18 protein-coding genes and 2 pseudogenes are annotated in these 24,749 nt (G+C 47.4%); 16 read left to right on the top strand and 4 right to left on the bottom strand.

The features are described 5' to 3' along the window. The first annotated feature begins 137 nt into the window (after positions 1-137). From ASN18_RS16870 to ASN18_RS16820, 12 genes are all read left to right on the top strand, one after another. Entirely contained in the window at positions 138-836 is a 699-nt protein-coding gene (locus tag ASN18_RS16870) for a terminase large subunit (protein WP_157073079.1), read from the top strand. Between the two features lie 11 nt (positions 837-847). After that, positions 848-1,789, top strand: a complete 942-nt coding sequence (locus ASN18_RS16865; RefSeq protein ID WP_085053945.1) for a hypothetical protein — start codon at positions 848-850, stop codon at positions 1,787-1,789. Then, entirely contained in the window at positions 1,782-3,824 is a 2,043-nt protein-coding gene (locus tag ASN18_RS16860; protein ID WP_085053944.1) for a portal protein, read from the top strand. Before ASN18_RS16865 ends, ASN18_RS16860 begins: the two co-directional genes overlap by 8 nt. After that, the gene (locus ASN18_RS16855) at positions 3,784-4,293 is read left to right on the top strand and encodes a glycoside hydrolase family 108 protein (RefSeq protein WP_085053943.1); all 510 of its coding nucleotides are present in this window, start codon (positions 3,784-3,786) and stop codon (positions 4,291-4,293) included. The genes ASN18_RS16860 and ASN18_RS16855 overlap by 41 nt, the downstream gene beginning before the upstream one ends. Further along, entirely contained in the window at positions 4,286-4,684 is a 399-nt protein-coding gene (locus ASN18_RS16850) for a hypothetical protein (protein WP_085053942.1), read from the top strand. The genes ASN18_RS16855 and ASN18_RS16850 overlap by 8 nt, the downstream gene beginning before the upstream one ends. Positions 4,685-4,749: 65 nt before the next feature. Then, complete coding sequence (locus ASN18_RS16845; RefSeq protein WP_085053941.1) at positions 4,750-4,968, top strand: hypothetical protein; 219 nt, start codon at positions 4,750-4,752, stop codon at positions 4,966-4,968. A 70-nt stretch (positions 4,969-5,038) separates the two neighbouring features. Further along, the gene (locus ASN18_RS16840; protein ID WP_085053940.1) at positions 5,039-5,254 is read left to right on the top strand and encodes a hypothetical protein; all 216 of its coding nucleotides are present in this window, start codon (positions 5,039-5,041) and stop codon (positions 5,252-5,254) included. 60 nt (positions 5,255-5,314) lie between these two features. Further along, positions 5,315-6,256: a hypothetical protein gene (locus ASN18_RS16835; protein WP_085053939.1), complete on the top strand. Its 942-nt coding sequence runs from the start codon at positions 5,315-5,317 to the stop codon at positions 6,254-6,256. Beyond that, entirely contained in the window at positions 6,253-6,921 is a 669-nt protein-coding gene (locus ASN18_RS16830) for a phage adaptor protein (protein WP_085053938.1), read from the top strand. The genes ASN18_RS16835 and ASN18_RS16830 overlap by 4 nt, the downstream gene beginning before the upstream one ends. Beyond that, positions 6,918-8,249, top strand: coding sequence for a hypothetical protein (locus ASN18_RS16825; RefSeq protein WP_085053937.1), 1,332 nt, complete (start codon positions 6,918-6,920; stop codon positions 8,247-8,249). The genes ASN18_RS16830 and ASN18_RS16825 overlap by 4 nt, the downstream gene beginning before the upstream one ends. After that, positions 8,228-8,413, top strand: coding sequence for a hypothetical protein (locus tag ASN18_RS17720; RefSeq protein WP_236861868.1), 186 nt, complete (start codon positions 8,228-8,230; stop codon positions 8,411-8,413). Before ASN18_RS16825 ends, ASN18_RS17720 begins: the two co-directional genes overlap by 22 nt. After that, a complete protein-coding gene (locus ASN18_RS16820; protein WP_085053936.1) occupies positions 8,376-10,514 on the top strand; it encodes a hypothetical protein in 2,139 nt (712 codons plus the stop codon). The genes ASN18_RS17720 and ASN18_RS16820 overlap by 38 nt, the downstream gene beginning before the upstream one ends. 13 nt (positions 10,515-10,527) lie before the next feature. Here the strand turns inward: ASN18_RS16820 and ASN18_RS16815 are convergent, their stop codons facing one another. Beyond that, a complete protein-coding gene (locus ASN18_RS16815) occupies positions 10,528-10,953 on the bottom strand; it encodes a CCDC90 family protein (RefSeq protein WP_085053935.1) in 426 nt (141 codons plus the stop codon). Between the two features lie 47 nt (positions 10,954-11,000). Between ASN18_RS16815 and ASN18_RS16810 the strand changes: the two genes are divergently transcribed. Genes ASN18_RS16810 through ASN18_RS16795 form a run of 4 tightly spaced genes read left to right on the top strand, consistent with a single transcriptional unit; the run spans position 11,001 to position 21,915 of the window. Continuing rightward, complete coding sequence (locus ASN18_RS16810) at positions 11,001-12,800, top strand: hypothetical protein (RefSeq protein WP_085053934.1); 1,800 nt, start codon at positions 11,001-11,003, stop codon at positions 12,798-12,800. Next, positions 12,801-14,606 (top strand): coiled-coil domain-containing protein, encoded by a 1,806-nt coding sequence (locus tag ASN18_RS16805; protein WP_085053933.1) that lies wholly within the window; start codon positions 12,801-12,803, stop codon positions 14,604-14,606. 14 nt (positions 14,607-14,620) lie between these two features. After that, positions 14,621-15,445 carry a hypothetical protein gene (locus ASN18_RS16800; protein WP_085053932.1) on the top strand — a complete coding sequence of 275 codons (825 nt, stop codon included), beginning with the start codon at positions 14,621-14,623 and terminating at the stop codon, positions 15,443-15,445. Further along, positions 15,445-21,915 (top strand): PBECR3 domain-containing polyvalent protein, encoded by a 6,471-nt coding sequence (locus ASN18_RS16795; RefSeq protein WP_085053931.1) that lies wholly within the window; start codon positions 15,445-15,447, stop codon positions 21,913-21,915. The genes ASN18_RS16800 and ASN18_RS16795 overlap by 1 nt, the downstream gene beginning before the upstream one ends. Positions 21,916-21,953: 38 nt before the next feature. Here the strand turns inward: ASN18_RS16795 and ASN18_RS18040 are convergent. From ASN18_RS18040 to ASN18_RS16780, 3 genes and pseudogenes are all read right to left on the bottom strand, one after another. After that, positions 21,954-22,076: pseudogene (locus ASN18_RS18040) on the bottom strand (HNH endonuclease signature motif containing protein); the annotation flags it as partial. Positions 22,077-22,133: 57 nt separating this feature from the next. Continuing rightward, complete coding sequence (locus ASN18_RS16785) at positions 22,134-23,354, bottom strand: IS256 family transposase (RefSeq protein ID WP_085053947.1); 1,221 nt, start codon at positions 23,352-23,354, stop codon at positions 22,134-22,136. A gap of 282 nt (positions 23,355-23,636) precedes the next feature. Beyond that, positions 23,637-24,155 (bottom strand): annotated as a pseudogene (locus ASN18_RS16780) (Fic/DOC family N-terminal domain-containing protein); the annotation flags it as partial. Between the last annotated feature and the right edge of the window lie 594 nt (positions 24,156-24,749).

The raw sequence follows: 24,749 nt of genomic DNA, 5'->3' as shown, positions 1-24,749 counted from the left end.
ACCTCCATGTTATTGTAGATATATATCTACAATAACATGGCCAAATAAAAAGCTCAACACCTTATCCCATTTTTTTGACGCAGACCCTCTGGCCGTCTGGCCGTGCCGTGTTTGACAATGTCAAAGTCATGGCGCTCATGGAGAGCGCGCAAGAGCCGGACAAGGGGCGGTATGAGATTGCCGCGTCTACCGGAACTACTGTCCCAAATGCGGCAGGCCGCTTACAGATATGGGAGAATTCATGGCCTGGGCACTCGTATGTGATAGGGGCTGACGTTGCAGAGGGGCTTGAGCACGGCGATTACTCGGCGGCTGTTGTCATACATCATATCACGGGCAAGCAGGTAGCACAGTGGCACGGGCACTGCGACCCTGATATATTCGCACGTGTGCTGTATCACCTGGGTATGATGTATAACACTGCGTATCTCGTGCCGGAGCGCAATAATCACGGCATGGCCGTTGTGATGTCGCTGACTAAGACGCTGCTATATCCATTGGCAAAGATATGGACAGAGCGGCATATAGAGCCGCCGAACAGACCGCTTCCCCGCTACGGCTGGTTGACCACGACGGCCAGTAAACCGGCGTTGATAGATAATCTGATTATGGAGTTTCGGGATGACACGCACGGTCTGGTATCGAGAGAAATATTCCTTGAGATGTTGACATATGTCCAGGATTCTCAGGGGCGGTTTGGGGCACAGCAGGGCAGGCATGACGACCTGATTATGGCAGCGGCGATAGCAAAATACACGAGGACGAAAATAACATTGCCTGCATCGGCAGGTAAACCCTATACAGCGCCTGTTAATAATATCGAGGCGCATTTTTAGGAGGCAGCCCTATGGATAAAAGCATGTTTAAACTTGACGAAACAGATATTCAAATCGATGATATGCCGCTGTTACCACTCGATGATATGCCGCTGTTACCACCCGGATATTTAGAATCGGCAGCAACCCAAGCAACTCAGAAGGACAGCAGTGCAGGCGTGGATGGAGGGCAAGCGGCAAACCTGCGGCCTGTGGAAACCGCTGTTTCTGCCGCCCCGGTAACGCCGGTAACTAATATAGACATGTCGCAGTATATATCGAAAGAGGAGCACCAGGCGGAGATACAAAATGCGCTAAGGGCGCTTGAGGACAAGTACAAGAGCGCGGCGGCACAGCCGCTTGGGGACTGGAAAGAAAAGAGTTCATTTCTGAAAACACAGGTACCGGATGCCTACAACGACGTAGTCGCCATGATAGAGGCGGCCATAAATACGAGATTTGCCGAGATAGAGCCGTTAAAGAAGGGTCTTAACCAGGTTCAGGCAGCAGCGGCAGAACAGAACATGCAGCAGCTAGTAGCGGCAACCACTAAACATCTCGAGGCATACGGGGTAAAAGACTTTGACATAATGAGCCTGGACAAAGACCCGAATTTTCAGAAGTTCGTTACACAGGAAAATCCAGAAAGCGGCCTGACATACAAACAGATACTCCAAAACGCCCAAAATAAAGGCAAGGCCGATATAGCCGCAAAGGTCTTCGCCACATATCTCCGGCAAACAAACCCCGACGCCCGCGACGTAAATAACTATATTGGGATTAAGGGCAGCGTTAAGACCGATGTGCCGTCTCCGGAGGACGCGAAATTATACACAGAAAAACAGGTTCAGGACTTTTACCGGAACAAGGCCGCTGGTAAATTCTCAAAGAATGCAGAGCATTTGAAATGGGCGGCGTCTGAAGAGAAAAGGATAGCCAAGGCCTATAACGAAGGCAGGATAATAAGTGGCTGAGAAATATGAGCAGTTAGGGCCGCCGAAGGATATGAATCTGCTGGACGATGTAGTTCCGTCGCAATTGGCGGGGCTGATACAGAAGTCCTTTGCTGAATCAAAACTACTGCGGGCGCGAATAGACAAGATTATTATCGACGCGGAACGAGCGGTAAGCGGTGATTATGACCCTGGTAAACTGGCGTTGATAGCGCAGTTGAAAGGATCGACGAGTTTTGTCGAATTAACCGGAGCTATATGCCGCATGGCCCGTGCGATACTAATAGACGTCCTGTTTCAGCCGGGCAAGCAAATGTGGGAAATACAGGGCTTACCGGTACCGCAGCCGGATTATGAGACAAAGAGCGCGTTGATAGACACAGCGCATATCAGAATGAAACTTGGTGGATTACACCACGGCCACCACGACAAGGTAAAAGACGTCCTTGAAGACTATATCCTGCCGATCATGCAAAAAGTTGCTGAGGCACATGTCAGGGAAACAACGGCTGCCGCAGTAGAGGAAGTCTCCAATATCATAGAAGACCAGTTGGTAGAGGGTGGGTTCTATACGGCTATTGAGGAGTTTTTGGATTACTTCGTCAAGTACCCGGCTGCGTTTATAAAGGGGCCTGTGTTTGTTAAAGACAAGGCGATGAATTGGGTGGATGACAGATCAGGCGAGAGGCAGTTAAAAGGCATTGAAAAGACTATGCCGATTTACAAGGCGGTACATCCGAAGGATATATTCCCCGCGCCGGACTCGATAAGCATAGATGACAGTTGGCTCATCCACCGTGAGTCGTTGTTACCTGGAGACCTGTATGATTTAATCGGCACTCCAGGGTTTGATGAGGAGGCAATAAGGGCGGCGCTTACAGACTATCAGCATGGCTATCACGAGCAGGCACCGGCTGATATGGTATTAAACACGCTGGAGTACAGACATAACCCTGAGATGACGCAATCGAAGAAAATAGATATACTGGAGTACTGGGGGCCGTTACAGGGGCAGATGCTGTTAGATTACGGCATGACAGCAAGCGAGATAGAAGACCCTGTGAAGAGCTATGACGTATGTGTGTATGTCTGCGGCAGACATGTCTTAAAGGCGATGCTCAATCCAGACCCGTTAGGCCGGAAGCCATTTGCCAAATGCTCATATAATGAGATACCGGGACGGTTTTGGGGTGAGGGCATACCGAAGATTATCGATGACATTCAGACTGCATGTAATCAGGTGGTGCGGGCGCTGCTTAATAACGCAGCAATAGCATCAGGGCCGCAAGTCGAGAGAAGCGTAGACCGCCTTGTTTCCGGCGCATCCAATTCTATGATTCCGTGGGGAGTATGGGATGTTACAGACGTGCAGATGTCAGGGGCACCGGCAATCAGGTTTTATCAGCCTCAGATAATTGTCACTCCGCTGATACAGATATTTCAGCATTTTAAGGCGCTGGCCCATGAGTTTAGCGGTGTGCCGTCGTTTAATTTCGGCAATGCCACTGCCCAGGATACGACAAGTACAGCGTCGGGTTTCTCTATGCTGATCTCACAGACGGCAAAGAGCATGAAACTCATAGTGTTGAACATTGATACCCGGATTACGGAGCCGATTTTAAACCGGCATTATTATTTCGGGATATGGTTTAGATATTTTAAAGCGATACGAGACACTAAGATCATCGCAAAGGGCAGCTCATCACTGATAGCAAAGGAGCAGCAGTCTATAAGGCGCAATGAGTTTATGCAGACAATACAACTGCCGCTGTTTCAGGGATTAATCCCGCGTGAGGGGCTGATAAATATGATCAAGGAGATGGCGTTGTCGTTAGAGATAGACGTTGAAAAGCTCTTCCCGGAGGAAAGCCAAACTGCTGCGGGCAGTGTTGCAGCCGCGGGGACTCCCCCAAGCGCAGTATCAATCTCACCCGCCGCTAATGGCGGTAATCTGCCCGCAGCGATGAGTATAAATCCCGCAGGAGACCGGAGCTCCGGGCAGGATTTTTCGTTGTATGATCAGAGACCGCAAATACGGCAAGGAGGTGTGCGATAGCGTGTATGACAAGAATTTTGAGAAGTCTATAGCATTTGTTCTCGAAGTCGAAGGCGGGTACGTCAACAATTCCAACGACCCTGGCGGTGAGACGAAGTATGGAATAAGTAAGCGGTCTTATCCATATTTGGCCATAAAGGATTTGACGGTAGACGCGGCAAAGAAGATTTACTATGAGGATTATTGGCTTGCAGCACAATGTAAGCATCTCAAGTGGCCGCTATGCCTGGTACACTTTGATGCGGCGGTAAATATAGGTGTTGGGGAGGCGAAGCGCTGGTTAAAAGTATTAAATCAGGCAGTTGATACCACTGATATAGTCTCTAAATATATCGAGATGCGCAGGCGGTATTACACGTCATTGGCAAATAGCATTCGCACATACACGAAGTTTCTTAAGGGCTGGTTGAACCGGCTTGACCGGTTAAAGAAATACATCGAGACAAACGCGGAGGGAACAAATGGATAACAAACGGACGTTTTTAAGCGGTGTCGTATTATTTCTGGTAATCGTGTTAGCGGCATTTATGGGCGGTTGCACGACGGCACAAGTGCAGCAGGCTGAAACAGAGGTTTCGACAGGGCTTTCTATAATATCCGGCATGTTGGATGGCGTATATGCGTCAGCAGAGGTATATTGTAATTCAGGGCAGATACAGGCAAACACATGCGCTAATCTTAAGGCTGATTATATGGCTGCTCAAACAGCTATAAGCGCTGTTAATACTCTTAGCCACCTTGACAATAGCTCTAATGTGGCGGCGTCTACTCAGGCCACAGCAGCAGTCCTGAGCGCATACTTTGCGATAGCATCGGCGATAAACACGAATGGCAGGCAATGGAAGACATATGGTAGGTGACAGTTCTAAACGGCTGGTTGAACCGGCTTGACCGAAATACATCAAGTAACACAAGGAGGCCACAAATGGGGAATTTCAACATTCAGGGACTGTTGCAGGTAGGCATAGGGTTATTGTCACTGTTTGGCGCGGCGGGGCTGCCGAGGAACTATGTCGGCGGGATAACGCAGATATTAGGCGGCTTAGAGAGCATGTTTGCACATCCACACGAGGTTGGCAGTGTGTCTGCAACACCTTCTACTCCGGCTAATCCGGCAGCGACAGCAAACCAGGGCGCTTCATAAAATAACATCATATTTCATACCTCCGGGGATACCGGTGTCTCCGGAGTGTCACATTAAGGGGGTGTAAGCGATGACAGATGTTAGCAAGGACTTTTGTACTCTATGCCAAAAATGGCAGAATGAAAGATTTGACAAGCACGAAGCCGCCATTGACAAAATCATAGAGGCTATTGAAAACATGAATGAGCGCGTTAACAGTAAATTCAATAAGCTATATCTGCTTGCCGGTTGCACGTTTATAGCGCTGCTTACGAATATAGCCTTAGAAATCATAAAAAGAAAATAGCTTTATCCCAGGGGTTCTTACCCCTATATTATTTTCGTTAAGCACTCAGGAGGAATTCATATGGCAACTGGAAGTTATCCGGCAGTAACAGGTTATCCGCAGACAGGAAGCGGCGGGCCTGGCAAGGGTGTCCCTCGTATATACTCGTCTAAGCTCAATGACAAGTTCTATCAGTACAGCGTAGTGCCGTACATAGCAAATACCGACCATGAGAACGAAATCAGGGGATATGGCGATGTAGTATATATCAGAAATATCGCCGATGTATCTGTCACCGACTATGTCAAGGGCCAAAAGCTGACGTATGAACGCCCGGAGGCGCCTGCATCTGAGCTGGTAATAAACAAAGGAAAGAACTGGAACTGTGTCCTTGACGCTGTAGACAAGTGGCAGTCCGACATCAACAAATTCGATGAGTGGTCTGAAGACGCGGCGCATCAGATCAAGGTCAAGGTGGATACCGAGGTGTTAGCTGACGTACCCGCTCTGGTCAGCCCGCTCAATTGCGGTCAATACGCCGGGAAAGTTTCCGCGAATATTGACCTCGGTTATGCTGGCGCTCCTGTGCAACTGACAAAAAACAATGTACTGGATTATATACTTCAGTGCGCGACCGTCCTCGATGAGCAGAACATACCGGAGGTAAACAGGTGGATTGTAATACCTGCATGGGCTGCCAGGTTTTTGAAACTCTCAGCAATAGAGAATGTCTATGTCACAGGTGACGCCCTGTCGCCTATCAGAAACGGGCGAGTCGGACAGATAGACAGGTTTGAGGTCTATGTAAGCAACTGCATAAGCACAGTCAATGACAGCGGCGGCAGCAAGGCATTTAACGTTCTGTTCGGGCATACGTCGGGGATAACATTTGCGGGCCAGTGTATAAACATGGAGATGCTTATCTCTGAGAGTACCTACGGCACTATCATTCGCGGCCTTGAAATATACGGCTACAACGTCATCAAACCCGATGCGGTAGGACTGCTGTACTGCCATCAATGACAATTGCCGAGATCATAAGTCTGACGCGTGGCAGGCTGCGGGATAGCGTAGAGGGAACTTATTTCTCTGACGATGAGCTGCTTGCAATGCTCAACGACACGATAGAAGAGTTTTGCCGCGAGACGCTTATCCTCGAGGACAGCCAGACGCCGGAGATATGCTCAATTCCGGTTGTTGAGGGTCAGGGATATTACACCCTCGACCGCCGGATTATCTTTGTTACGCGGGCATATCTGGCAAATTATGGTCGTCTTGAGAAGATAAACGCTAAAGACCTCGACTGGTGGTATTACAAGTGGGAAAGCACGGCAGGGTGTCCACATGTGTTTATCGCAGACCTTGAGACACAGAAACTCAGGTTATATCCGACGCCTGATAACAACTACCAGTTGAACTTGTCTGTGTTTCGTATGCCGCTTAAACGCATATCGAAGGACGCTGAGTATCCGAATATGGAGCCTGAGATAAACCCGCGGCATCATTACAGCCTGATTGACGGCATTGTGTCAAGGGCGTATCAGACGAACGATTCTCAGACGTTTGACTTTAACTTTTATCAGTTGCACCTATCGAAGTGGCGGGATTACTGCCAGAAGATAAAGCAGGAAGCCAACCGCACAAGACAAACTGAAACGTCTGTCTCGATAAACCCAGGGCTGCTATGAAAGGAAGCGCCCTCGTTGAGATAGGGTCAGGCGTAGGCGGGATTAACAACTTCCTGCCACGGCAAGAGCTTGGCGGTAAGTACATCGCCGACTGCCGGAACTTCGACATAGATAACTCAGGAGCCCTGCGCTCCCGTAAAGGCTATAGGCGTGTTTATGCCGGTGATTGTCACTCGTTGTTTTGTCATCACGGTATAAGCTATTTCCGCGAGGCTGATACGCTGAAATCCCTGATAAAAACCGGCAATGTATTCATAACGGCCACACTCAGAACCGGCATACCGGCAGGCAGACGCCAGATGTGGTATGCGCCTGTCAATGACTGTATATACTACAGTGATGGTGTTGTCACAGGCGTTATTCAGGACGGCAAGTCACGGGCATGGGGAATCATACCGCCGCCGCTGCCAGTTGTCAGGTCTGCACCGGTAGGAAGCCTTAAGCAGGGTACTTATCAGGCGGCTATAACGTATCAGCGCAATGACGGTTACGAATCCGGCGCCATGGGTGTGGTTAGATTTGAGGCTTCAGGGGGCTTCTATGTTGATTACGAGGCCTCGGCAAATCCGGTATCAATCAATATCTATATCTCAACACGCGGGGCAGATACACTATATCTGGCACATTCGACCAGCAACGTCAGCGGCTCGTATCTGTATGACGGTACGGGAGCTGCGCTTAGTGTGCCTCTCAACACACTATTTGAACAGCCCCCCGCTGCCGGTCAACTGGTCGAGTACTTCTACGGGTATATGCTTGTTGCCAGTGGGAATTGCCTGTTCTACTCTGAGCCGTACCGGTATGAATCGTTTAAGTACGAATCTAACTTTATGGTGTTCGACGGCAGAATAACTCTGCTGTGCGCGGTTAAGGATGGCTTGTTTGTCGGGACGGACACAGATATATATTTCCTTCAGGGGACAAATCCTCCGGGTGTTGGTGAAGCCCAAATGATGCGGCTCAATGCTGCTGGTTACGGGGCAGTGTACGGCACACAGTTCAGAGGGAAGCCCTATGCCGATGTTGTATATTTCCTGAGCCGACGCGGTCTATGCAGGGTATTAACAGGCGGGCAGCTTGAGAATCTTACCGATGGTGTAGTTTACTTCGACGCGGGTGACAGCGGCACGGGGTATTATCGGGAACAGGGCGGCATTGAACAGTATCTTGTCTCGATGACAAAGCCGCATGAAGAGGAGTGGGATGCTTATGAGCAGCGTATCGATATGGCCCTCACGCTGCCATCAATTTACACGCTTGATAATGTGGCACATGTGAGCTTGCCGCGATTAAAAGTGGAGGAAGGATGGTTTGGCATACTAGAATAAGAAGAAGAGAGAAGGCGGTCACAGAGCGTCACAGTCAGGGTGGCTCAACTAAAGGATTTTTTCACGGGCGGGCAGTCCGCAATACCGGCAAGCGGTCTGAACTGGTTATGCTGAAGGAGATACTAAATGACCTTTCTTCGTTTATCGATAGACCCTGGCGGTGAGAAGTTTTTAAAGTTTGCCAAAAAGAAACTGGAGCAGTTGAAAAAGCGGTGGGAAGGCGCTTTAGAAATCGCAGGCGATGAATATAATTTAGACGGCTTTAGTCTTCGGATTAGCTATTCACCGTATGAAGATACTATTCAGATACGGGCAGAGTCAACCCCTGCCGTGATATACCTGATCTATGTATCTGCGAATACGGCAGGGATGGTGATAAATATAACGGTCACGCCGCCCACAGCCGGTACGGGATATACCGTAGGGGACGTTCTCACGCTATCGGGCGGCAAGGGCGCAACTGTGCAGGTCAACAGTGTAGGTGGTAACGGCAGCGTAACGAATGTATCTCTTATAACAGCGGGGATGGGATATACGAAAACGGGATACACTAGCACGACCGGCGGTAACGGCACGGGATGTGTCATAGAGATAGACACGATTTCAGAGGCAGACCCATACTATCAGCTCCGGTACGACCCGCCGCCCAATGGCATAGGCGGTGATTATCGTGTGTTGGCGTACACTGTCGATGCAGGGGCGCTGAAGGCCGCAGGCACAACGGTTCGTGGGCTGACTATCAGCGACTCCGGCACAAGCCTTGTTATCCAAAGCGGCAGCGGGGTTCACAACGCAGTCCTGGCGAACGTTTATACTTACAACGAGACCATTGATGCGGCTGAGTTTGGTAACACCGGCTGGAATAGTGTGGTGGATATATTTGCCGCGGCAAGATACGTAGGAAATCCTTATGATTACAACTGGTCAAAAAAAGAAGTTACGAATAATGGAAAGAACATCGTCAAGTATATTCCAGACAAAACCAAGATGATTATCGGCAATTCAGCAGCCCGTCACTGGATGGGGATTGGCAGTGATGGCTATATTAATCAGTGCATGTTTGGCAGAAAAGATAGTCTTCTGGGCACAGGGGTGATATCTCAGGAACTTGGGTTAATCCCGCAGCAATTCTACCAACTGTGGAAACATGAAATATCCTACAGGGTAACGCCGGAGTCCGACATTGTCACAGGGGCTTTTATAGGCGATGATTATCAGGTGGGGACGCTTGGTGTGGATTCCAGCGGTTACTCGTGGAAGCTGCATTTTCCGATTGTGGTAATCGACAAAGATAATGCCCTCGTAAAGACGGTGGCAAATTCATGGTCTAAGGGCGGCAATAAGCCGTATCCATATCAGATTAACCTTGTCGTAACAAACAGGTGGTATCTTGACCGGACTCCCCCCGTGTTTTATGAAACAACTGATACATGGAGATATGACGGCACGACTCACATTGAGGACGATGCGGTTACCCGCACTGAAATATTGACTATCGGCGGGCTTGAGATAGAGCGTTTAACCTACACTGAAACCAGATACGTATCAGGGAATGCCAGCGATGGAATCAGCTTGACGTGGACTCCCGGGGCATTTCCGCCTATGACATTAGTGAGCAGCTCCGGTGACGCCCACGGCGGGTTTGGAGATGGCGTATCGGCGGCCTCCGGCAGTATCAGCGGCCCCGGACAGTTTAATGCAACGCTTCATACATACTCGTTTTATAACCCCTCCACTGGCCGTGACAATGTCGCATGGTATAATGTCATAATCGGGATTGAGAATGAATTTACAAAGAACGGTGAGCGGGACTTGCACGTTATGGCATACGACTGTATGTCTGGATATTCAAAATCAGGTTCTTACAGCGCAACGCAGAATTTCATTGTTTTCTACAAGAAAAGCAAAGTCAACTTTTATCATCGCATTTACGTCCCAAACTCTACAGACGGCACGTGGCCTTCGGTTACAACAGAGCTGCAGAATGACCCCGTGACCACAGAATATTACATGGCATATCAGGTCAACGGCGGCGGCCTTCAGAAGATAAACATAGGCTCTGATATAAGAGTTCCTTCGTGTCAAATCAATGGCGGTTACATGGTTTATACCTATGTGGTTTATGACAAAGACGCGTTTAAGAATCGGATTGTCGGACTCATTAATCTTAAAAAGGGTACAAAGAATGAAATAAACCTGAGCGATGACGACGCAAGGCTTAACGACTTTAAACATTTTCACCACGCGGCTATCGGTGTGATTTAGGGGGCATGATAGATTACTTGACTACAAAAAATTTAATAATAGCAACCATGGCGGCTATCTGGCCTATCCAGAAGAGGAACATCCATTTGATGTTCTCTTTGCTGGCGTTCTCTATCTTAACGCTCAGTTCAGTGCGCAGCGTGCCAACTTCCTCAGTAATACGTTCGTTGATTTTGCCTGTTTCAAGAGTAATGCGCTCGTTGATTTTGCCTGTCTCAATGGAGATTCGTTCGTTGACTTTAGCTATTTCAATGGAGATTCGTTCGTTGACTTTAGCTATTTCAATGGATAAATCGGCTTTCGTAGCCAAGTCTTTAGAAATCTCTGCTTTTAGTTTTACAAGGTCAGGATCAATGCTGTTAAAAACCAAAACCAAATCATCTGTAGCCTCATCGCCTAATCTATCTCTTAATGCTCTTGGTATCGCTATTACACTCATGATATTAAACTACCACAAAAAATTATTTCTGTCAATGGAGAATAGCAATGTCTGACCAGTTTGGAACGGGTACACAACAGAATCTACTAAGCGGCGGGGATGGGGCAAAGCAGTACGGTTGGTCTTTGCTTAATTCTTCGCTGGCATCTCCGATTGATGTAAACATTACCAATGCAGGGCAATTAACTATAGCGCTAACTAACCAAAACGCATGGCTAACATCAAAAAGCGGATACCCATTCGTTTATCAAAGCGTTACGGGTGATTTTGATATAGACGCTTACATAACGGCCAGAGGAAAGGCTGCATTGCTAATTGCCAGCGACAGAAATATCTCAGCAAATGAAAATAATGTGGCAATTGGATGGTATCTTGGGGAACAGACTATCTGGTACAACACAGTAGAAGGCTCGGAAAGTGGGAGCAACAACGGGACTACGAGACCATATGTTAGGATGACGCGTGTTGGGAATGTGTTTACTTTATATGCCAAAGTAAACACTGGTGATAGCTGGACACAATTTGCTCAATATACAAGAAGCGATTTTAACAGCAATATCTTTGTAGGGTTTACGGTAATATCAGGCAACAATGGTACAGGAACGGCACAGTTTGATTATATGCAGGGCACGAACTCTGGCGGGGGAAGTGCGACAACTACGGCATATGTCACGCTGCCGCACATGAGCATTTCTGCATCAGTTGTTTCATCCGCTGTTGCCAGCGCCGCCATAACACTGCCGCATCTCGTGGGCTCCGGCGCAGTCACGCAGACGGGGAACTTCTGTGATAATCCACTGCCGATGTTCAGGTTAAACAGCGAATTTGCTAAAACTGCTGACGCTGCATTGCTTTTGCCTGCATTATCATCCAGCGGTATTACAACTAATACAGAAATATGCACGGCCAACGTCAAATTATCCATGTTAGAGGCAGCCGGAGTTGTCATAACCGGCATTGATTCGCAGGCAAATATTGTTGTCCCTGTGTTCAGCGTTGATAGTCAGACGGCGTCTATTACAAATTTAGCTCTGCCGGTGTTCTCTTCAGACAGCTCAGGGGCAGCCGGTAATGTTGCACGATCTGATATAACCTTCCCAATAATCTTATCAAATGGAACTATTATCACCAGCCCGCTCATGTCCGCAGACTTGACCATGCCGCAGTTTGGACTATTGAATAATTATAATACCGGCAATACAGGGGCTCTCTCGTGTAATATGCCGGTTGTTTCAATTGCGGTAGACGGGATTCCAGGAGATGTGGCCAGCGCGAATCTGAATATCGCCATGTTCTCTTCTTTGAATGCTGGATACGGTGAGTATGTTGGGAAAGCGGGAAATCAATTACCGAAGTTTATCATCGAGGGCGTTGTCGTAAGCGATGATTCTCTCAGTATGTACGCGACTATTGTGATAAACACTGCGACAAAGGCCGTATCGTTTTACGACGGGTTTAATTTCAATTCCTATGGCCGACATGACAGCAATACCCACTTAGCGGCAAATGCTAACGGTATATACGTAATTGACGGCGACCTCGATGACGGGCAGCCTATAGCCTGCACGATGCAGACCGGCCTTCTTGATTTCGGCATAGATAACTTGAAACAGATATTAGAGGCATACTTTCATGCTCAGGCGGTGCAGGCTCCGGTGGCTTTGAAGGTCATTGCCGATGGAGGGGCGCAGAGGAATTATACTATAGTGCCCGGCAAGCGCACATCAAGGGTATTGATGAGCCGTGGAGATGTTGGCCGCTTCTGGGAATTCACTGTTGAAGGTACAGCCCCGCTGGAAATCAGCAGCATCAAAGCAGCAATTACAGCTTTAAGGAGGATGAGATAAATGGCTTCTGATCCATCAGGAATAATAAATAACGCATACACTCAATCCAATAACACTGTCACATCTGCAGCAAATTATGCCAACAGGCTAGCCCAGCTTGCCGAGGTAGAGTTTAACATTTCCACTGTGCCAGATATGGACCTGGAGGCACTTGATGAGATGAAAAGCGCGATAAATAACATTCTTAGTAATGTCCCTTCAATATCAAATAAATTCAAAGATTCCACTGATTACGATAAGGCTGAAAAGCCAGACGATATAAGCGTTGGCAAAATGGATAAGATAAACGTGCCGGACTTCACTGATGCCGTACCTGCCGTCAACTACCCACAGCCATTGAATCTTAAACCTCTGGCAGAACCTGTAAATACATATAGTAAAACATCATACAAAATGCCGGACGCGCCGAAAACTAACATGCCGAAAGCGCCGGAGATTGCGGAGTTATCCTTTCCTGGTGCCCCTTCATATGATTTCCCGACATTCAGCGTGTTGTCTCCGGCAGATGACATTGGAGAGCCGACGAATTATTTTTCATATGATGAGGCAGCCTTTGATTCCGCGCTGCAATCACCCGTTGTAGCCGCGCTGCTGAACGATATAGCGGGTGGCAGTGTGCCCGATGAGGCGTTGGAGTATAACCTTGCCATAGCGCGAATTGATAATCAAATCGAGAAGGCTGTAAGTGATGCGAAGAGAACCTTTACACAATCGGGGTTTTCTATGCCTACGGGCGCTATGCTGTCAGCCATTCAAGCTGCCCGTTTAAGTGCAGCAAATCAGAAGATTACAGCGGTTGCTGACCACAGCCTGAAGATGAGCAGCTTGAAAATCGACAATAGAAAGGCTGCGTTGACAAACGCCATTCAATATGAATCCATCCTGCGGCAGTTCTTTGGCTTAGTCTGGGAACGTGCCCTTAACGCGGCCAAGTATCTCAATGATGCAGGCATGGCATTATTCAACGCGCGTCTTGAGAAGTACAAGGCGAAGTGGCAGGCATATTCAATTGCCGTACAGGTGTTTACAGAGAAGATTAAAGCGCTGTCTATAAGGGCTGATATATATAGAGCGGAGCTGCAGGCCGTGCAGATTAAGGCGGAAGTCGGGAAAACGCGGGTTGAAGTGTATAACGCGCAGATAGCGGCAATTGAGGCTCAGATAAAAATATACCAAAGCAGTCTCGATGCGGTAAAGACCAGCATTGAAATTGATTTCCAGCAGCTCAAGGTTTATGCAGCAGAGACAGAGGCCTTTGGACATATGGTATCAGCCCAAAACACGCAGCTTGAGATGTACAAGGCGACCATAGCTGCTGAGAATATGAAGTATGAGCCGTACAAATTGGCGTTGTCAGCATATCAGGCGCGCCTTGACGGGAAGAAGATTTCAACACAAATCGGTGAAGCGAATCTGAAGGCCAAAACAGAAGAGGCCAAGTTTAAAATAGAGCAGTACACAGCAGACATAATGAACTACAAGGGGCAGGTTGATTCCCAGATGACTTACCTGCAGCGTCTTGTAGAGCTGTATCAGGGGGATGTCAGTGCGTTTAACGCAAAGGGGCTTTTAACTGAAAAGGCTTACGGAACGCTCTATGATGTGAGAAAAACGAATGTCGGGTTTAATATTGATAAGGCCAAATTCGCACTGCAAAAGAGCGAACTGGAGCTTAAGCAGCAGATAAACCAGTATGATTTAAAGCTAAATGCAAACAAAGCGGTAGCGGACGTGTATAAGACCCTTGCGGCGGGCTTTACATCGGCAATTAATGCTATCGCAATGGTAACGCAAACAACTAAATAGAGGAGATAGAGATTATGATCACTGTGACCGATGAAGAGAAGGACAATTATAATCCACTGCCTGGTTACCGTTTTCCGTATAAACCGGGTGGTGTGCAGGATACACCAGATGACAGCCATTGGGAACAAACAACAAATACATCGCATGATGGGACACAAAGACCGGAGTATATAAAAGTTCCTGGGGAAGCCCCCGGCGTAGGAGCTGGTGCGTCGGGCTTACCGGGTGCATCGGTTACGCCTGATATGGATACGTTATACAAAAACAATGCAAAGGCGACAGAGAACCTGTCTAATGTGTATAACAACATGGGCAGCACAGGCGGCATAGGCGGCATAGGCGATACAGACCTGGGGATATTGAATCCTCTGAAGGGCATGTTTAGCACGGTGGTTAATTTAGCAAGCGGAGTAGGACAGAAACAACTTGCTATGCGCGAACTGCAAAACGCACAGCAGGCCATGTATAACCAGCAGGGGATTGATATGCAGAAGAGTAAGAATGCGGCGTTAGATAAGTACTGGGCGGGGAAGAATCAGGCATCGCAGACCAGCGCTGACGCCAATGCAGCGAATGCGCAGACGAGGGCTGCCGAGATGGACAAGAAAGCTGAAAAGACCAATAATGACAAAAACAAAATGGCGATAATGCAAATGTCCATAGACCCCAACACTGGAAAGGTTGACCCTGCAACGTATGAACACAATATGAGAGTTTTTAATGGGGAGCAGTCGGCGCAGCAAAAGCCGAAAGGACTGATAGTTGGCTATGCGCCGAATCCGAATGGTCCGGGTAGGATTGTTAAGTATGAAGATGGTTCAACAGCGGTGGTGCAATAATGGGATGGAATAATGACAACGAAACACTCAGCCAAATAACCGGCAGTACAAACACTGATGAGTCCCCTGACGAGGTAAACGCAAGAATTAACGAGTTACTTACACCTGAAGTACCTGCACCGGCGCCACAGACACAGACGCCGCCTGCTCCGATGGCCTCCACGAACCCCTCTGATATAAAATGGAACACGGACAAAGAGACGCTTGATCAACTGAATAAACAGAATAATGTTACAACTACAACCCCTTACACGGGCAGCACAGATAACATCAAGTGGAACACCGACCCTGAGACACTGGCACAGCTTAACGGGCAGGCAGCGTCTCTGAAGCCGCGTACCTTTGGCGATATGGTACAGGATATGTATAAGGGTGCTGCGGCAGAGCTCTACAGGGCAGTAGGGGCTGTAGGAAAGGCAGCAGGCAGTCAATACGTGCAGGACTTAGGAGAGAACACCGCGGCGTATCTTGACAAGAATTTTGTTAATCGTAAATCGACAATGACGGAAGATTACCATGATTTGGTTAAAGACTACTATGGCAGTTATGCAGATATACCTACACAATTTGTCAAAGGTGTAACTTTAGGGTATGGGCCGGACGCTGTAGCAACGCCCGATAACGCGGGAATTATGCATAAAGCAGCGGCTGGTGCGGCAGGTCTTATAGGAATGTCCTTGCCGCTGGCCTTTGGCGGTGAAATAATAGGGGCGGCTAAAGTCATCCCTGCAGCATGGAGTGCATCGTCAAAACTGTTAGTCAGACTTGGAGCCTCAACCTTAAGGGGTGGAATGCTTGGCGGCGCTTATGGGGCGGTTAAAAACACGGAACACGGGCAAGGCGATATATCCCGTATAACAAATGCGTTAAAAGATGCGGCATTGTTTGCTGGATTTGGGGTTGGCGGTGAGTTGATTGGTTCATTGGCGGCAAGAATATCTCCGATTGCAAAATCAGCAATGGAGAAGTTATTGGTGCAAGAGAAACTGGCTGACAGCAATCCTGACTTATTTTTGCGCATAAAAGCAGGTGACGCCGCAGGAGATGCCGGAAGATATATAAATCCAAAGGACATAGGCGATTTAGAGACATTTAAGTTATCACAGCTTACAGCACAGGAACAGGCGGCGATATCGCTTGTAGGGGCTGGCAGGGCTGCGACATTAGGAGCCGGTGCCGGAGCGGCAGAACCGGCGAAGGACTGGAAGGAAAGAGCCAGGAATATGACCGTAGGGATGTTTACGTTTTTCCTGCAACACTTCGCGGCCCCCAGCGCGTATAAAGGTCTTGTGCCTGGGATGGGCAGGGAAAGAGTTTCGGTCAGCACACAACAGGAAAAGGCTGCTCCGACTGAAGGCACAGCGAATGAAGGGATAGCAGTCAAAGAGATTGTTGGACATACGAATGAATTACCGGCAGGCGGAGCGATGGAAATGCCGTCCTCAATTCAGGATATGTTAAGAGCAAAACTGAGCGATGAGGCAGCAAATAAAAACAGACCTGATGATTTTACACTTGCGTTACAGGACGCGACAATGGGCGGTACCCCGAGAAGACCTGCACAAAATGCTGAGTACACACCTTTTGAAGAGGAACTCAATAAAAGAATCAAAGACGGAGCGCCAAAACAAGGGTCTGCCAACATGCCAATTACAACGGCTGTAGAGCCTGCAAGAAAAGGTGAAATACCAGCGTCTGATTATTTCCAAAATCCGGAAATAACAACAGAAAACATGCAGTTAGCCAACAAGAAAGCCGATATCGTTGATACCTTTGGTGGTTTTACGCAAGGAGCTGATAGGTTATTGTTAGACCACGGTTTTTCGCAAGCGTCCATAGACATACTTAATACAAAGGAAAAGGCTAACATAACAGAACGACTACAGAAGCAAGACGTAGAAGAGGCTGCATCCCCTGACAATAAAGGTAGTCAAGCAATAGAAACCAGAGACCATTCACAGGTATCAGCGGAAGAGAAGGCGGCCTATGCACAGGAATTACGAAACAAGTATGGGCAGCATGATGATGCCACGATGAATACCTATAAAAATTGGCTGATGGATGACGGCTGGAAATTTCATGACGTACAAAACATGACCCCAGATGACATACTTTGGAATATATCACATAAAATAAAAGGGCGTGAAATAAAAACCGAACCACAAAGCTCAAGCGCGCCAGACACTACAGGAGCTCCAGTATCCGAAGGCCAGAGACCCGACATGCAGAAGCAGCTAGAGGCGCTAGGGGTGAAGCCACAGTCGAATGATTGGGAAGCGTCTGCATATCCTGAAAAGGTTAAATATATAACTAAGTTGATAGAGAGTGGTGGCGGCGGAATGCCAATGTCATATGAAGCTGCTATGGAGAAACTGTTTAAACAAACAAAAGAAAAGCCTGGGGCATTACAAAGAGTTGCTTTGAGAAAAGTGTCACCAAAAAATGTTGAAGAGATAAGACGAACTGCAAAAGAAAAAGGTGTAGATATTGACGTTACTGGCTATACACACACCATCGACAACTCATTCATAAACCATGCACTTGGTGAACATGACAATATAGCATCGGAGAAATCACGAGGGCTTGAGGCTATTACAGAGAAAGATATTTATCGAATTCCTGAAATAACGTCAACACCTGATAAGGTTGAATATCTCCCAGAAACAAAAAAAAGTAAAGCAACAGTTCTATATATAAAGCGCATAAATGGTGAAGTTTACTATTATGAAGAGATTAGACATGGAAGGAAGGAACTTGCAGCGGCAACACTATTTAAAAAGAGGACTGCGCTCGGCGAGCAAATGCCCCAAGATGAGACCTTTCTCACACAGCCTAACCTGCTCCGAGGCTCCTCTCTTGATTCTAATATACCACAGCCAACCGAACCTGTCAAGCTCGAAAATGAACAGGCGCAGAGCAATGCTGGAGAGGTGGCTGGGAAAGCCGAGGTTAGATCAGAAGGCGAACCTGTCAAGGACTTGAAGACACCCAACGGAGAGTCCACCGAGTTTGCCCTCGGCTCACGCAAGGACGCAAAGCGTGAACATTCGCCTGCTGAAATCGAACAGGCAAGGCAAGGGGTAATCTCCGAAATCAAACGTATCCTGGGCGATAACACAAAGGCTGAGGGGTTTAAAGGCAACAGACCGCCCGGGCTTGACGAACAGTTAGTTAAGTTAGGGGTGAAGGCGCATGGTATGAATGTTGATTTAAGCAAGGTGGACGTTAAGGGCATGTACAAGCATTATTATGGCGATGACGGCAGGCTTCATCATGTCATAAAGTTTGCGATGACAGACCCTGTGGATATGAAAGCGACCGGCTATCACGAAGTCGGCCATGGGATATATCGTACATTAGAGGCCATAAACAGGGAATCGGATATAGATATACTTGAGAATGCGTATAAGGAAAGCGCTGCGAAAAACAATACGAACGTAAGGGAAGAGATAGCGCACGCATTCAGAGATTATGCGATTGGCAAGGAAAAGCCGCGGGGATTCGTACAGAGAATCTTTGACAGGATTATGAATTTCATAAATAAGCTGAAGGGCTACTTTGTCAAAAATGATATTAGGACGCCGGAAGACATATTTGGAGAGGCGTATTCAGGGAAGCTGCAAAAGGACTATGAAGGTCATATGGCTGAGGAAGACAGACTGTTTGCAGAGTATGACAAGTTTATGGAGCAGAAAGGCAAGAGGGACAGCTCTGATACGCCGGAATTTTCCTTAAAAGAAACGCGCGGCATAGAGATAGAAGACAAAGAAGTGGAAGCGCGGCTTACGGAGGCCAGAGGAATAAAAACACTGTCTCTTCCATACAGAATCAAGCAGACATTAACACAGGCAGGGCAGGAGTTTACAAGGCACTTCCCGCTGTTAAGCTCAAAAAAGGACGGGGCTGTAATAGACATATTGAGGCAATACGAGAATGTGCCGTCTTACGCACGTACAAAGGCCGTAGATGAGATGAAAGTATTCGTGCAGGGCTTAGGCAAGGAAGACTATGCGGTATTTGAAAGGAAGTTGATATTTGATGATTTAAAGAAAGACATCGGAGACGCGGAAACCCCCGGGATACTATGGGATAAAGAACTTCCGTTTGGTTTAAAGTCTAAAGAGCAGGTATCGGACTATCTCGATAACAAGATAGACCCGTACATAGAATCACATCCGGCCTTGAAGTCGGCGCTGCAAAAGAGAAATGAGCGTATGATTGACATCAAACAGCAGCTTGTAGACAACAAATTGCTCTCAGAAGGCGTTATGAAGGATGATAGATACTTTCATCATCAGGTGCTTGAATATATGGCACTAAGAGCTATGGGCGAAGCGGTCTACACGGGCACGTCTGGGGAAAGCGTAGGTCTGCGCAAGAAGGGCTGGCAATTGGCAAGAAAAGGCTCGGCAAAGGATTTTAACACCAACTATCTTGAGTCCGAATATGAGGTATTAGCCCAGTCTATTTCTCAAATAGAGACAGCCAAGACGCTAAAAATACTTCAAAGCGAAGCCGACATATCCGCAAAACTGAAAGAAGAGGCAAAAGCGCAAGGGATAAAGGATTGGAAGGAGTTGCTGCCTGATGATTACACCTTGTGGCAGCCGGAGAAAGGGAATCATTTTTATCGCGCGCAAACGATAACTGACAAGGTACTTGAAGATATTGCGATAGGCGGAGAGATAGATAGAGGAGATATGAGGACAGCCTTTGCGATGGGCCGCCTGAAAGAACAGTGGGCGATACCGAAGCGCCTTGCGCGCACCCTTGACAACTTCAGGGATTTTAAAGACGAGGGAATGCTGTCTAATGCGTCTGCAAATATTCAAATCACTTGGAAACAGTGGATATTAATGAATCCTTACAGATTATTAAAGTACAACATGAACAATATGAGTGGTGACATTGATATAGTCCTTGCGTATAATCCTGCGATAATGAAATACACCAAACAAGCGACAACAGACCTATGGCATCAATACAAAAACAGAGAATTGTCTCCAGAACTAAAGGCCGAACTCGACAATGCAATGAAAAAAGGGGTAATAGGCTCTGGTATCAGTATATCGGAAATCCCTGATATATCAAAAGAAGGCATATTTAAGATGCTCACAGGCGAAAGCGAGAATGCGGCGGTGCGCTGGGTTGGTAAGGCATGGCAGACCTCGAAAGACTTAACGACTTTGAGGGAAAACATTATGAGGCTGGCGTCATACCGGTATTTCAAAGACATAGTTAAAGACAGAAGCGACGTCTACGGAGCGTCGAAAAAATCAGAGATAGACGCAATAAAGAATCCCGACGACAGGGCGGCGAAGCTGGCACGAGAGCTAATCGGCGACTACGGCAATGTGTCCCATGCCGGGCAATGGATACGCAGGCATATGATACCGTTTTACAGTTGGCTTGAGGTCAACGCGCCCCGATACGTGAATTTAATGCGCAATTTGAAGCACGAGGGCAGGGATGCGGGGAGTCTTGGCGGCGTAATGGCATGGAAAGTTGGGAAACTTGCACTAAAAGCCTCTATGCTGTACGGGGCAATTTCGATATGGAATGCGACAATGTTTCCCGATGAGGAGAAAGAGATTGGCGAAGGCGGCAGGAAGCAATTACACGTCATATTAGGCAGGCGTTCGGACGGGAGCATACTGTCTCTACGACTGCAGGGCGCTTTGTCGGATGCACTGAGCTGGTTTAACCTTGAAGACTTGCCTAACGACGTAAAAGACGTGGTAAGCGGCAAAGTGCCATTGAGCAAGAAACTTACAGAGATGTACAAGGGGCCGGTTGAAAAGGTGTTTCAGGGTATGCGTCCGGTGGAAAAGAGTATGATAGTTGAGCCGCTCATGGGCAGGAGCTTCTATCCCGACATGTGGAGTCCACGTCCGATTAGAGACAAGTTACAGCACATACTTAAGACATGGTCTTTGGATAACATATATGATTGGGCAACGGGAAAGCCGAAGCGCGGCGGGGACGTTACGGGGAAGTTAGTGAATGATTTAGCGGGGCTGCTCACATACACGACAGACGCCGGGGAATCGGCATATTACGATACAATCAAGATGACGAGAGACTATCTGGAGAAACTAGGTGAAGAGAAACCTACGGCATTGCCTACGTCAAGAGGGACAGCCTTGTACTATTACAAGCAGTCCTTGAAATACGGAGATATAGAGGCAGCAAGGAAATACCTTGATAAGTATAAAAACCTTGGCGGGAAGATGAGCGATGTCAAAGCAAGCATAAAACGTGCAGACCCGCTTGCGATGCTGCCAGCCAAGTACAGGGACAAATTCATGGCCGGACTGGACGCAGAGGACAGGGCAAAGATTGAGAGAGCGAAGCGGTGGTATAGGGAGACGTACTTAGGGAAAGAGAAAATGCAGTTGCAGCCGAATATACCTGCGGACAGACAGGCTGCGGTACTGGAGCAAATGAAAAAGCTGGGGGTGGGGAAGTAGCCGCTCCGCATTAAAGACATAGTGGAAAATGAACCGGCTTATTTTATACCATGCAATCTATTATGACATCGCCTGCACACGACTAATAGATTATTTATATGGTCATTTTGATATCCATGCTTAGGATATTTTATATGATGAACATCGGAATAGGGCGCTCTACATAATTCACATTTATAGTTTGCGGGTCTGTTAACTAAACTGTGTCAGGTCCGGTTTTAGCCCTTAACATCAATGTCCAATAATAACCTCCCTTCGAAGAAAATGGCAAGCTGAGAAATTGTCTGACCCCAATTTCTTAGTGGCTGAGTCCATTTCTCCGAGATTTTTTGTACAGCCAGGTATATGAGTTTCAAGAGGGCGTTTTCGGTGGCAAAGGCCCCTTTGGTTTTAGTAACCTTGCGTAGCTGGCGATGGAATCCCTCGATAACATTGGTCGTGTAGATTATCCGGCGTATATCCAGCGGGTATTTGAAGTAGTTGGACAGGTTATCCCAGTTGGCCTTCCACGATTTGATTACTATGGGGTACTTCTTGCCCCACGTCTCATCAAGTTCAATGAGTTTGCTTTCAGCAAGGGCTTTCGTGGCTGCCTGATAGACCTTTTTCAGGTCTTTTAGAAATGTTTTCTGGTCTTTAGAGGCTATATACTTGAGAGAGTTGCGTATCTGGTGAATAATACAGAGCTGAATCTCAGTCTCAGGAAAAATGGTGTTTATGGCGTCTGGAAAGCCCTTCAGCCCATCAATGCAGGCGATAAGAATGTCCTTGACCCCACGATTGGAAAGGTCACTAAGTACTTGAAGCCAGAAGTTAGCGCCTTCAGCCTCTGACATGTATATGCCCAGAACTTCCTTATAACCCCTCTGATTTACACCAAGTATGGTGTAAGAGGCGGTCTGGACTACCTTTCCATCCTCTCTCGTCTTATAGTGAATGGCGTCCATCCACACAAAGGGGTAAACAGCCTCCAGTGGTCTGGCCTGCCACTGCTTCACTACCGGCAGTATCTTGTCGGTTACGCCACTGAGCGTGGCATCTATGCCGTAGAGTTCCTCAAGATGCTTAGAAATATCACTATAACTCATTCCAAGTCCATAGAGGGCAATGACCTTATTATCAAGGGCATCGCCGAGATAGGTCTGCCGCTTCTTTACGATTTCCGGCTCGAAGGTACTGTTTCTGTCCCGTGGAGTTTCGAGTTCGAAAGCGCTTTGGTCGGTTCTTACAATCTTCGAAGTTCTGCCATTGCGCCTGTTTTTGGCGCTGTCAGTTTTTAGATGCGATTCAATTTCCCCATCAAGGGCGGCCTCAAGTATCATCTTTATCAGTGGGGTTAAGATGCCTTCTTTGCCGTTTAGCGGTTTACCAGACTTCAATTGCTTGATTGCCTCTGCCTGGAACTTAGAGAAATCAAACTCTTGTAGATCGTTGCTCATGTCAATCCTCCAAATATCTTTTTCCTGAGCTTGAGTGCTCATCTTCCCCCCTCGCTCTACTTATTATATAGCCGCAACGTAGGGCTTGTCACCCGCAGGGGCGTAACGAAGTGAAGCAGTTTGCTCCTTTGCAAACTTGACATGCCCGTCTAAGTGTAGGCTACTTTCTTTCAGAGCGAGAGGGGATAGCCATTAGTCATCAGGCGATACACACTCATAGCACAGTACCGCCTCTCTTCCTTTCGCTTTTTTAGGATTGACACAGTTCGTTAAACAGTCTCTGGAGGTATGCACTGGTGGCACAAAAACCGCATCGTTGATGGTTGCTCCGCCAATCCAGTTTTGGCTGGTCCTGAATTCGCCAGGTAGTTTGTGCTTGCCGCGTACACCTTCCAATAAGGTCTTGTGGGCCTCCTTAATCAGGCGCGCAGAAAATGGAAGTGTATTCAACTTCTCGATAGACCTATTCATTGCTGCCACATAGTTCTGCACCTCTTCCCATTCATCCCTTTTGTCCAATGCCACATTCTTCTTTTCCAGAAGGGCATCCTCCATGTTTGTCTGAGTACCTTCTATCTTGCTTGATTGGGTGGCTTCCTTAAGCACGTGCATACTGATGAAAAGGTTTATATTGGGGATGTAGTCTGAATACATATCCAGACGCCCTAGTTCTCGATCCGCCTGCCCGAGCAACTGAATCAGTTCCATGTTGTCCAGCGCCCAGGCCCGGTTGATTGGATTGGGCTGAAAACTTTTATAAAACCCTTGTTGCACATAACTACCAGACTGAAAATGTTTCATATGAACATCCTTATGCCTCAGATTAAAATAATCATTGTCGTTATTTTAGATTATCATAGAAAACTAAAATAACGCAACCATTTATTTCAGTTTTTCTATCAAAACCGAATCATATGAAAGGGTATCAAGTTTGGAGGTGGGCGGAGAGAACCCCTCCGCCCGATGTCTAACGAAAAACATTCTGGACCCACAGACGCAATATAATAACACGAACCACTCAATCAGGCAAGCTCAGTTGAAATATCTTGGGGTGAAGAAGTGAGTGTTTTGACCGATGACAATAATAAATTTTTGTAAGTAAAATAATCAGTAATTTTTATTTTAAATTGTGTATAATACCACCACTGATGACGGTCAAAATACCACAAAAAAAATGTCTGAAAACCCGCATTCTACCGTGCACAGGGTTCAAATCCCTGCACCGCCACTCCACGAGTTTTCCTACGCTCTTCTGAGGTAAGCTGAAAAAGTGGACACCAAAAAAGAGTAAAATAAGAAACTCATATGGAGGTGTCAAATGGAAAGGGTTCCTAACGGGAAGTACACGAAGGAGTTTAGAGAAGAGGCGGCAAAGTTGGTGGAAGAGAGTGGACT

It is taken from the genome of Candidatus Magnetominusculus xianensis (assembly GCA_001541255.1).
Taxonomy (GTDB): Bacteria; Nitrospirota; Thermodesulfovibrionia; order Thermodesulfovibrionales; family Magnetobacteriaceae; genus Magnetominusculus; species Magnetominusculus xianensis.
The sequence above is the reverse complement of the archived record's forward strand: the minus strand, read 5'-3'. Positions and strand labels throughout refer to the sequence as shown.

Excerpts from the sequence above, each read along its gene's own strand:
- ASN18_RS16870 (WP_157073079.1), top strand. The coding sequence starts at position 138 with ATGGAGAGCGCGCAAGAGCCGGACAAGGGGCGGTATGAGATTGCCGCG.
- ASN18_RS16865 (WP_085053945.1), top strand. The coding sequence starts at position 848 with ATGGATAAAAGCATGTTTAAACTTGACGAAACAGATATTCAAATCGAT.
- ASN18_RS16855 (WP_085053943.1), top strand. The coding sequence starts at position 3,784 with ATGATCAGAGACCGCAAATACGGCAAGGAGGTGTGCGATAGCGTGTAT.
- ASN18_RS16850 (WP_085053942.1), top strand. The coding sequence starts at position 4,286 with ATGGATAACAAACGGACGTTTTTAAGCGGTGTCGTATTATTTCTGGTA.
- ASN18_RS16845 (WP_085053941.1), top strand. The coding sequence starts at position 4,750 with ATGGGGAATTTCAACATTCAGGGACTGTTGCAGGTAGGCATAGGGTTA.
- ASN18_RS16840 (WP_085053940.1), top strand. The coding sequence starts at position 5,039 with ATGACAGATGTTAGCAAGGACTTTTGTACTCTATGCCAAAAATGGCAG.
- ASN18_RS16835 (WP_085053939.1), top strand. The coding sequence starts at position 5,315 with ATGGCAACTGGAAGTTATCCGGCAGTAACAGGTTATCCGCAGACAGGA.
- ASN18_RS16830 (WP_085053938.1), top strand. The coding sequence starts at position 6,253 with ATGACAATTGCCGAGATCATAAGTCTGACGCGTGGCAGGCTGCGGGAT.
- ASN18_RS16825 (WP_085053937.1), top strand. The coding sequence starts at position 6,918 with ATGAAAGGAAGCGCCCTCGTTGAGATAGGGTCAGGCGTAGGCGGGATT.
- ASN18_RS17720 (WP_236861868.1), top strand. The coding sequence starts at position 8,228 with ATGGTTTGGCATACTAGAATAAGAAGAAGAGAGAAGGCGGTCACAGAG.
- ASN18_RS16820 (WP_085053936.1), top strand. The coding sequence starts at position 8,376 with ATGACCTTTCTTCGTTTATCGATAGACCCTGGCGGTGAGAAGTTTTTA.
- ASN18_RS16815 (WP_085053935.1), bottom strand. The coding sequence starts at position 10,953 with ATGAGTGTAATAGCGATACCAAGAGCATTAAGAGATAGATTAGGCGAT.
- ASN18_RS16810 (WP_085053934.1), top strand. The coding sequence starts at position 11,001 with ATGTCTGACCAGTTTGGAACGGGTACACAACAGAATCTACTAAGCGGC.
- ASN18_RS16805 (WP_085053933.1), top strand. The coding sequence starts at position 12,801 with ATGGCTTCTGATCCATCAGGAATAATAAATAACGCATACACTCAATCC.
- ASN18_RS16800 (WP_085053932.1), top strand. The coding sequence starts at position 14,621 with ATGATCACTGTGACCGATGAAGAGAAGGACAATTATAATCCACTGCCT.
- ASN18_RS16795 (WP_085053931.1), top strand. The coding sequence starts at position 15,445 with ATGGGATGGAATAATGACAACGAAACACTCAGCCAAATAACCGGCAGT.
- ASN18_RS16785 (WP_085053947.1), bottom strand. The coding sequence starts at position 23,354 with ATGAGCAACGATCTACAAGAGTTTGATTTCTCTAAGTTCCAGGCAGAG.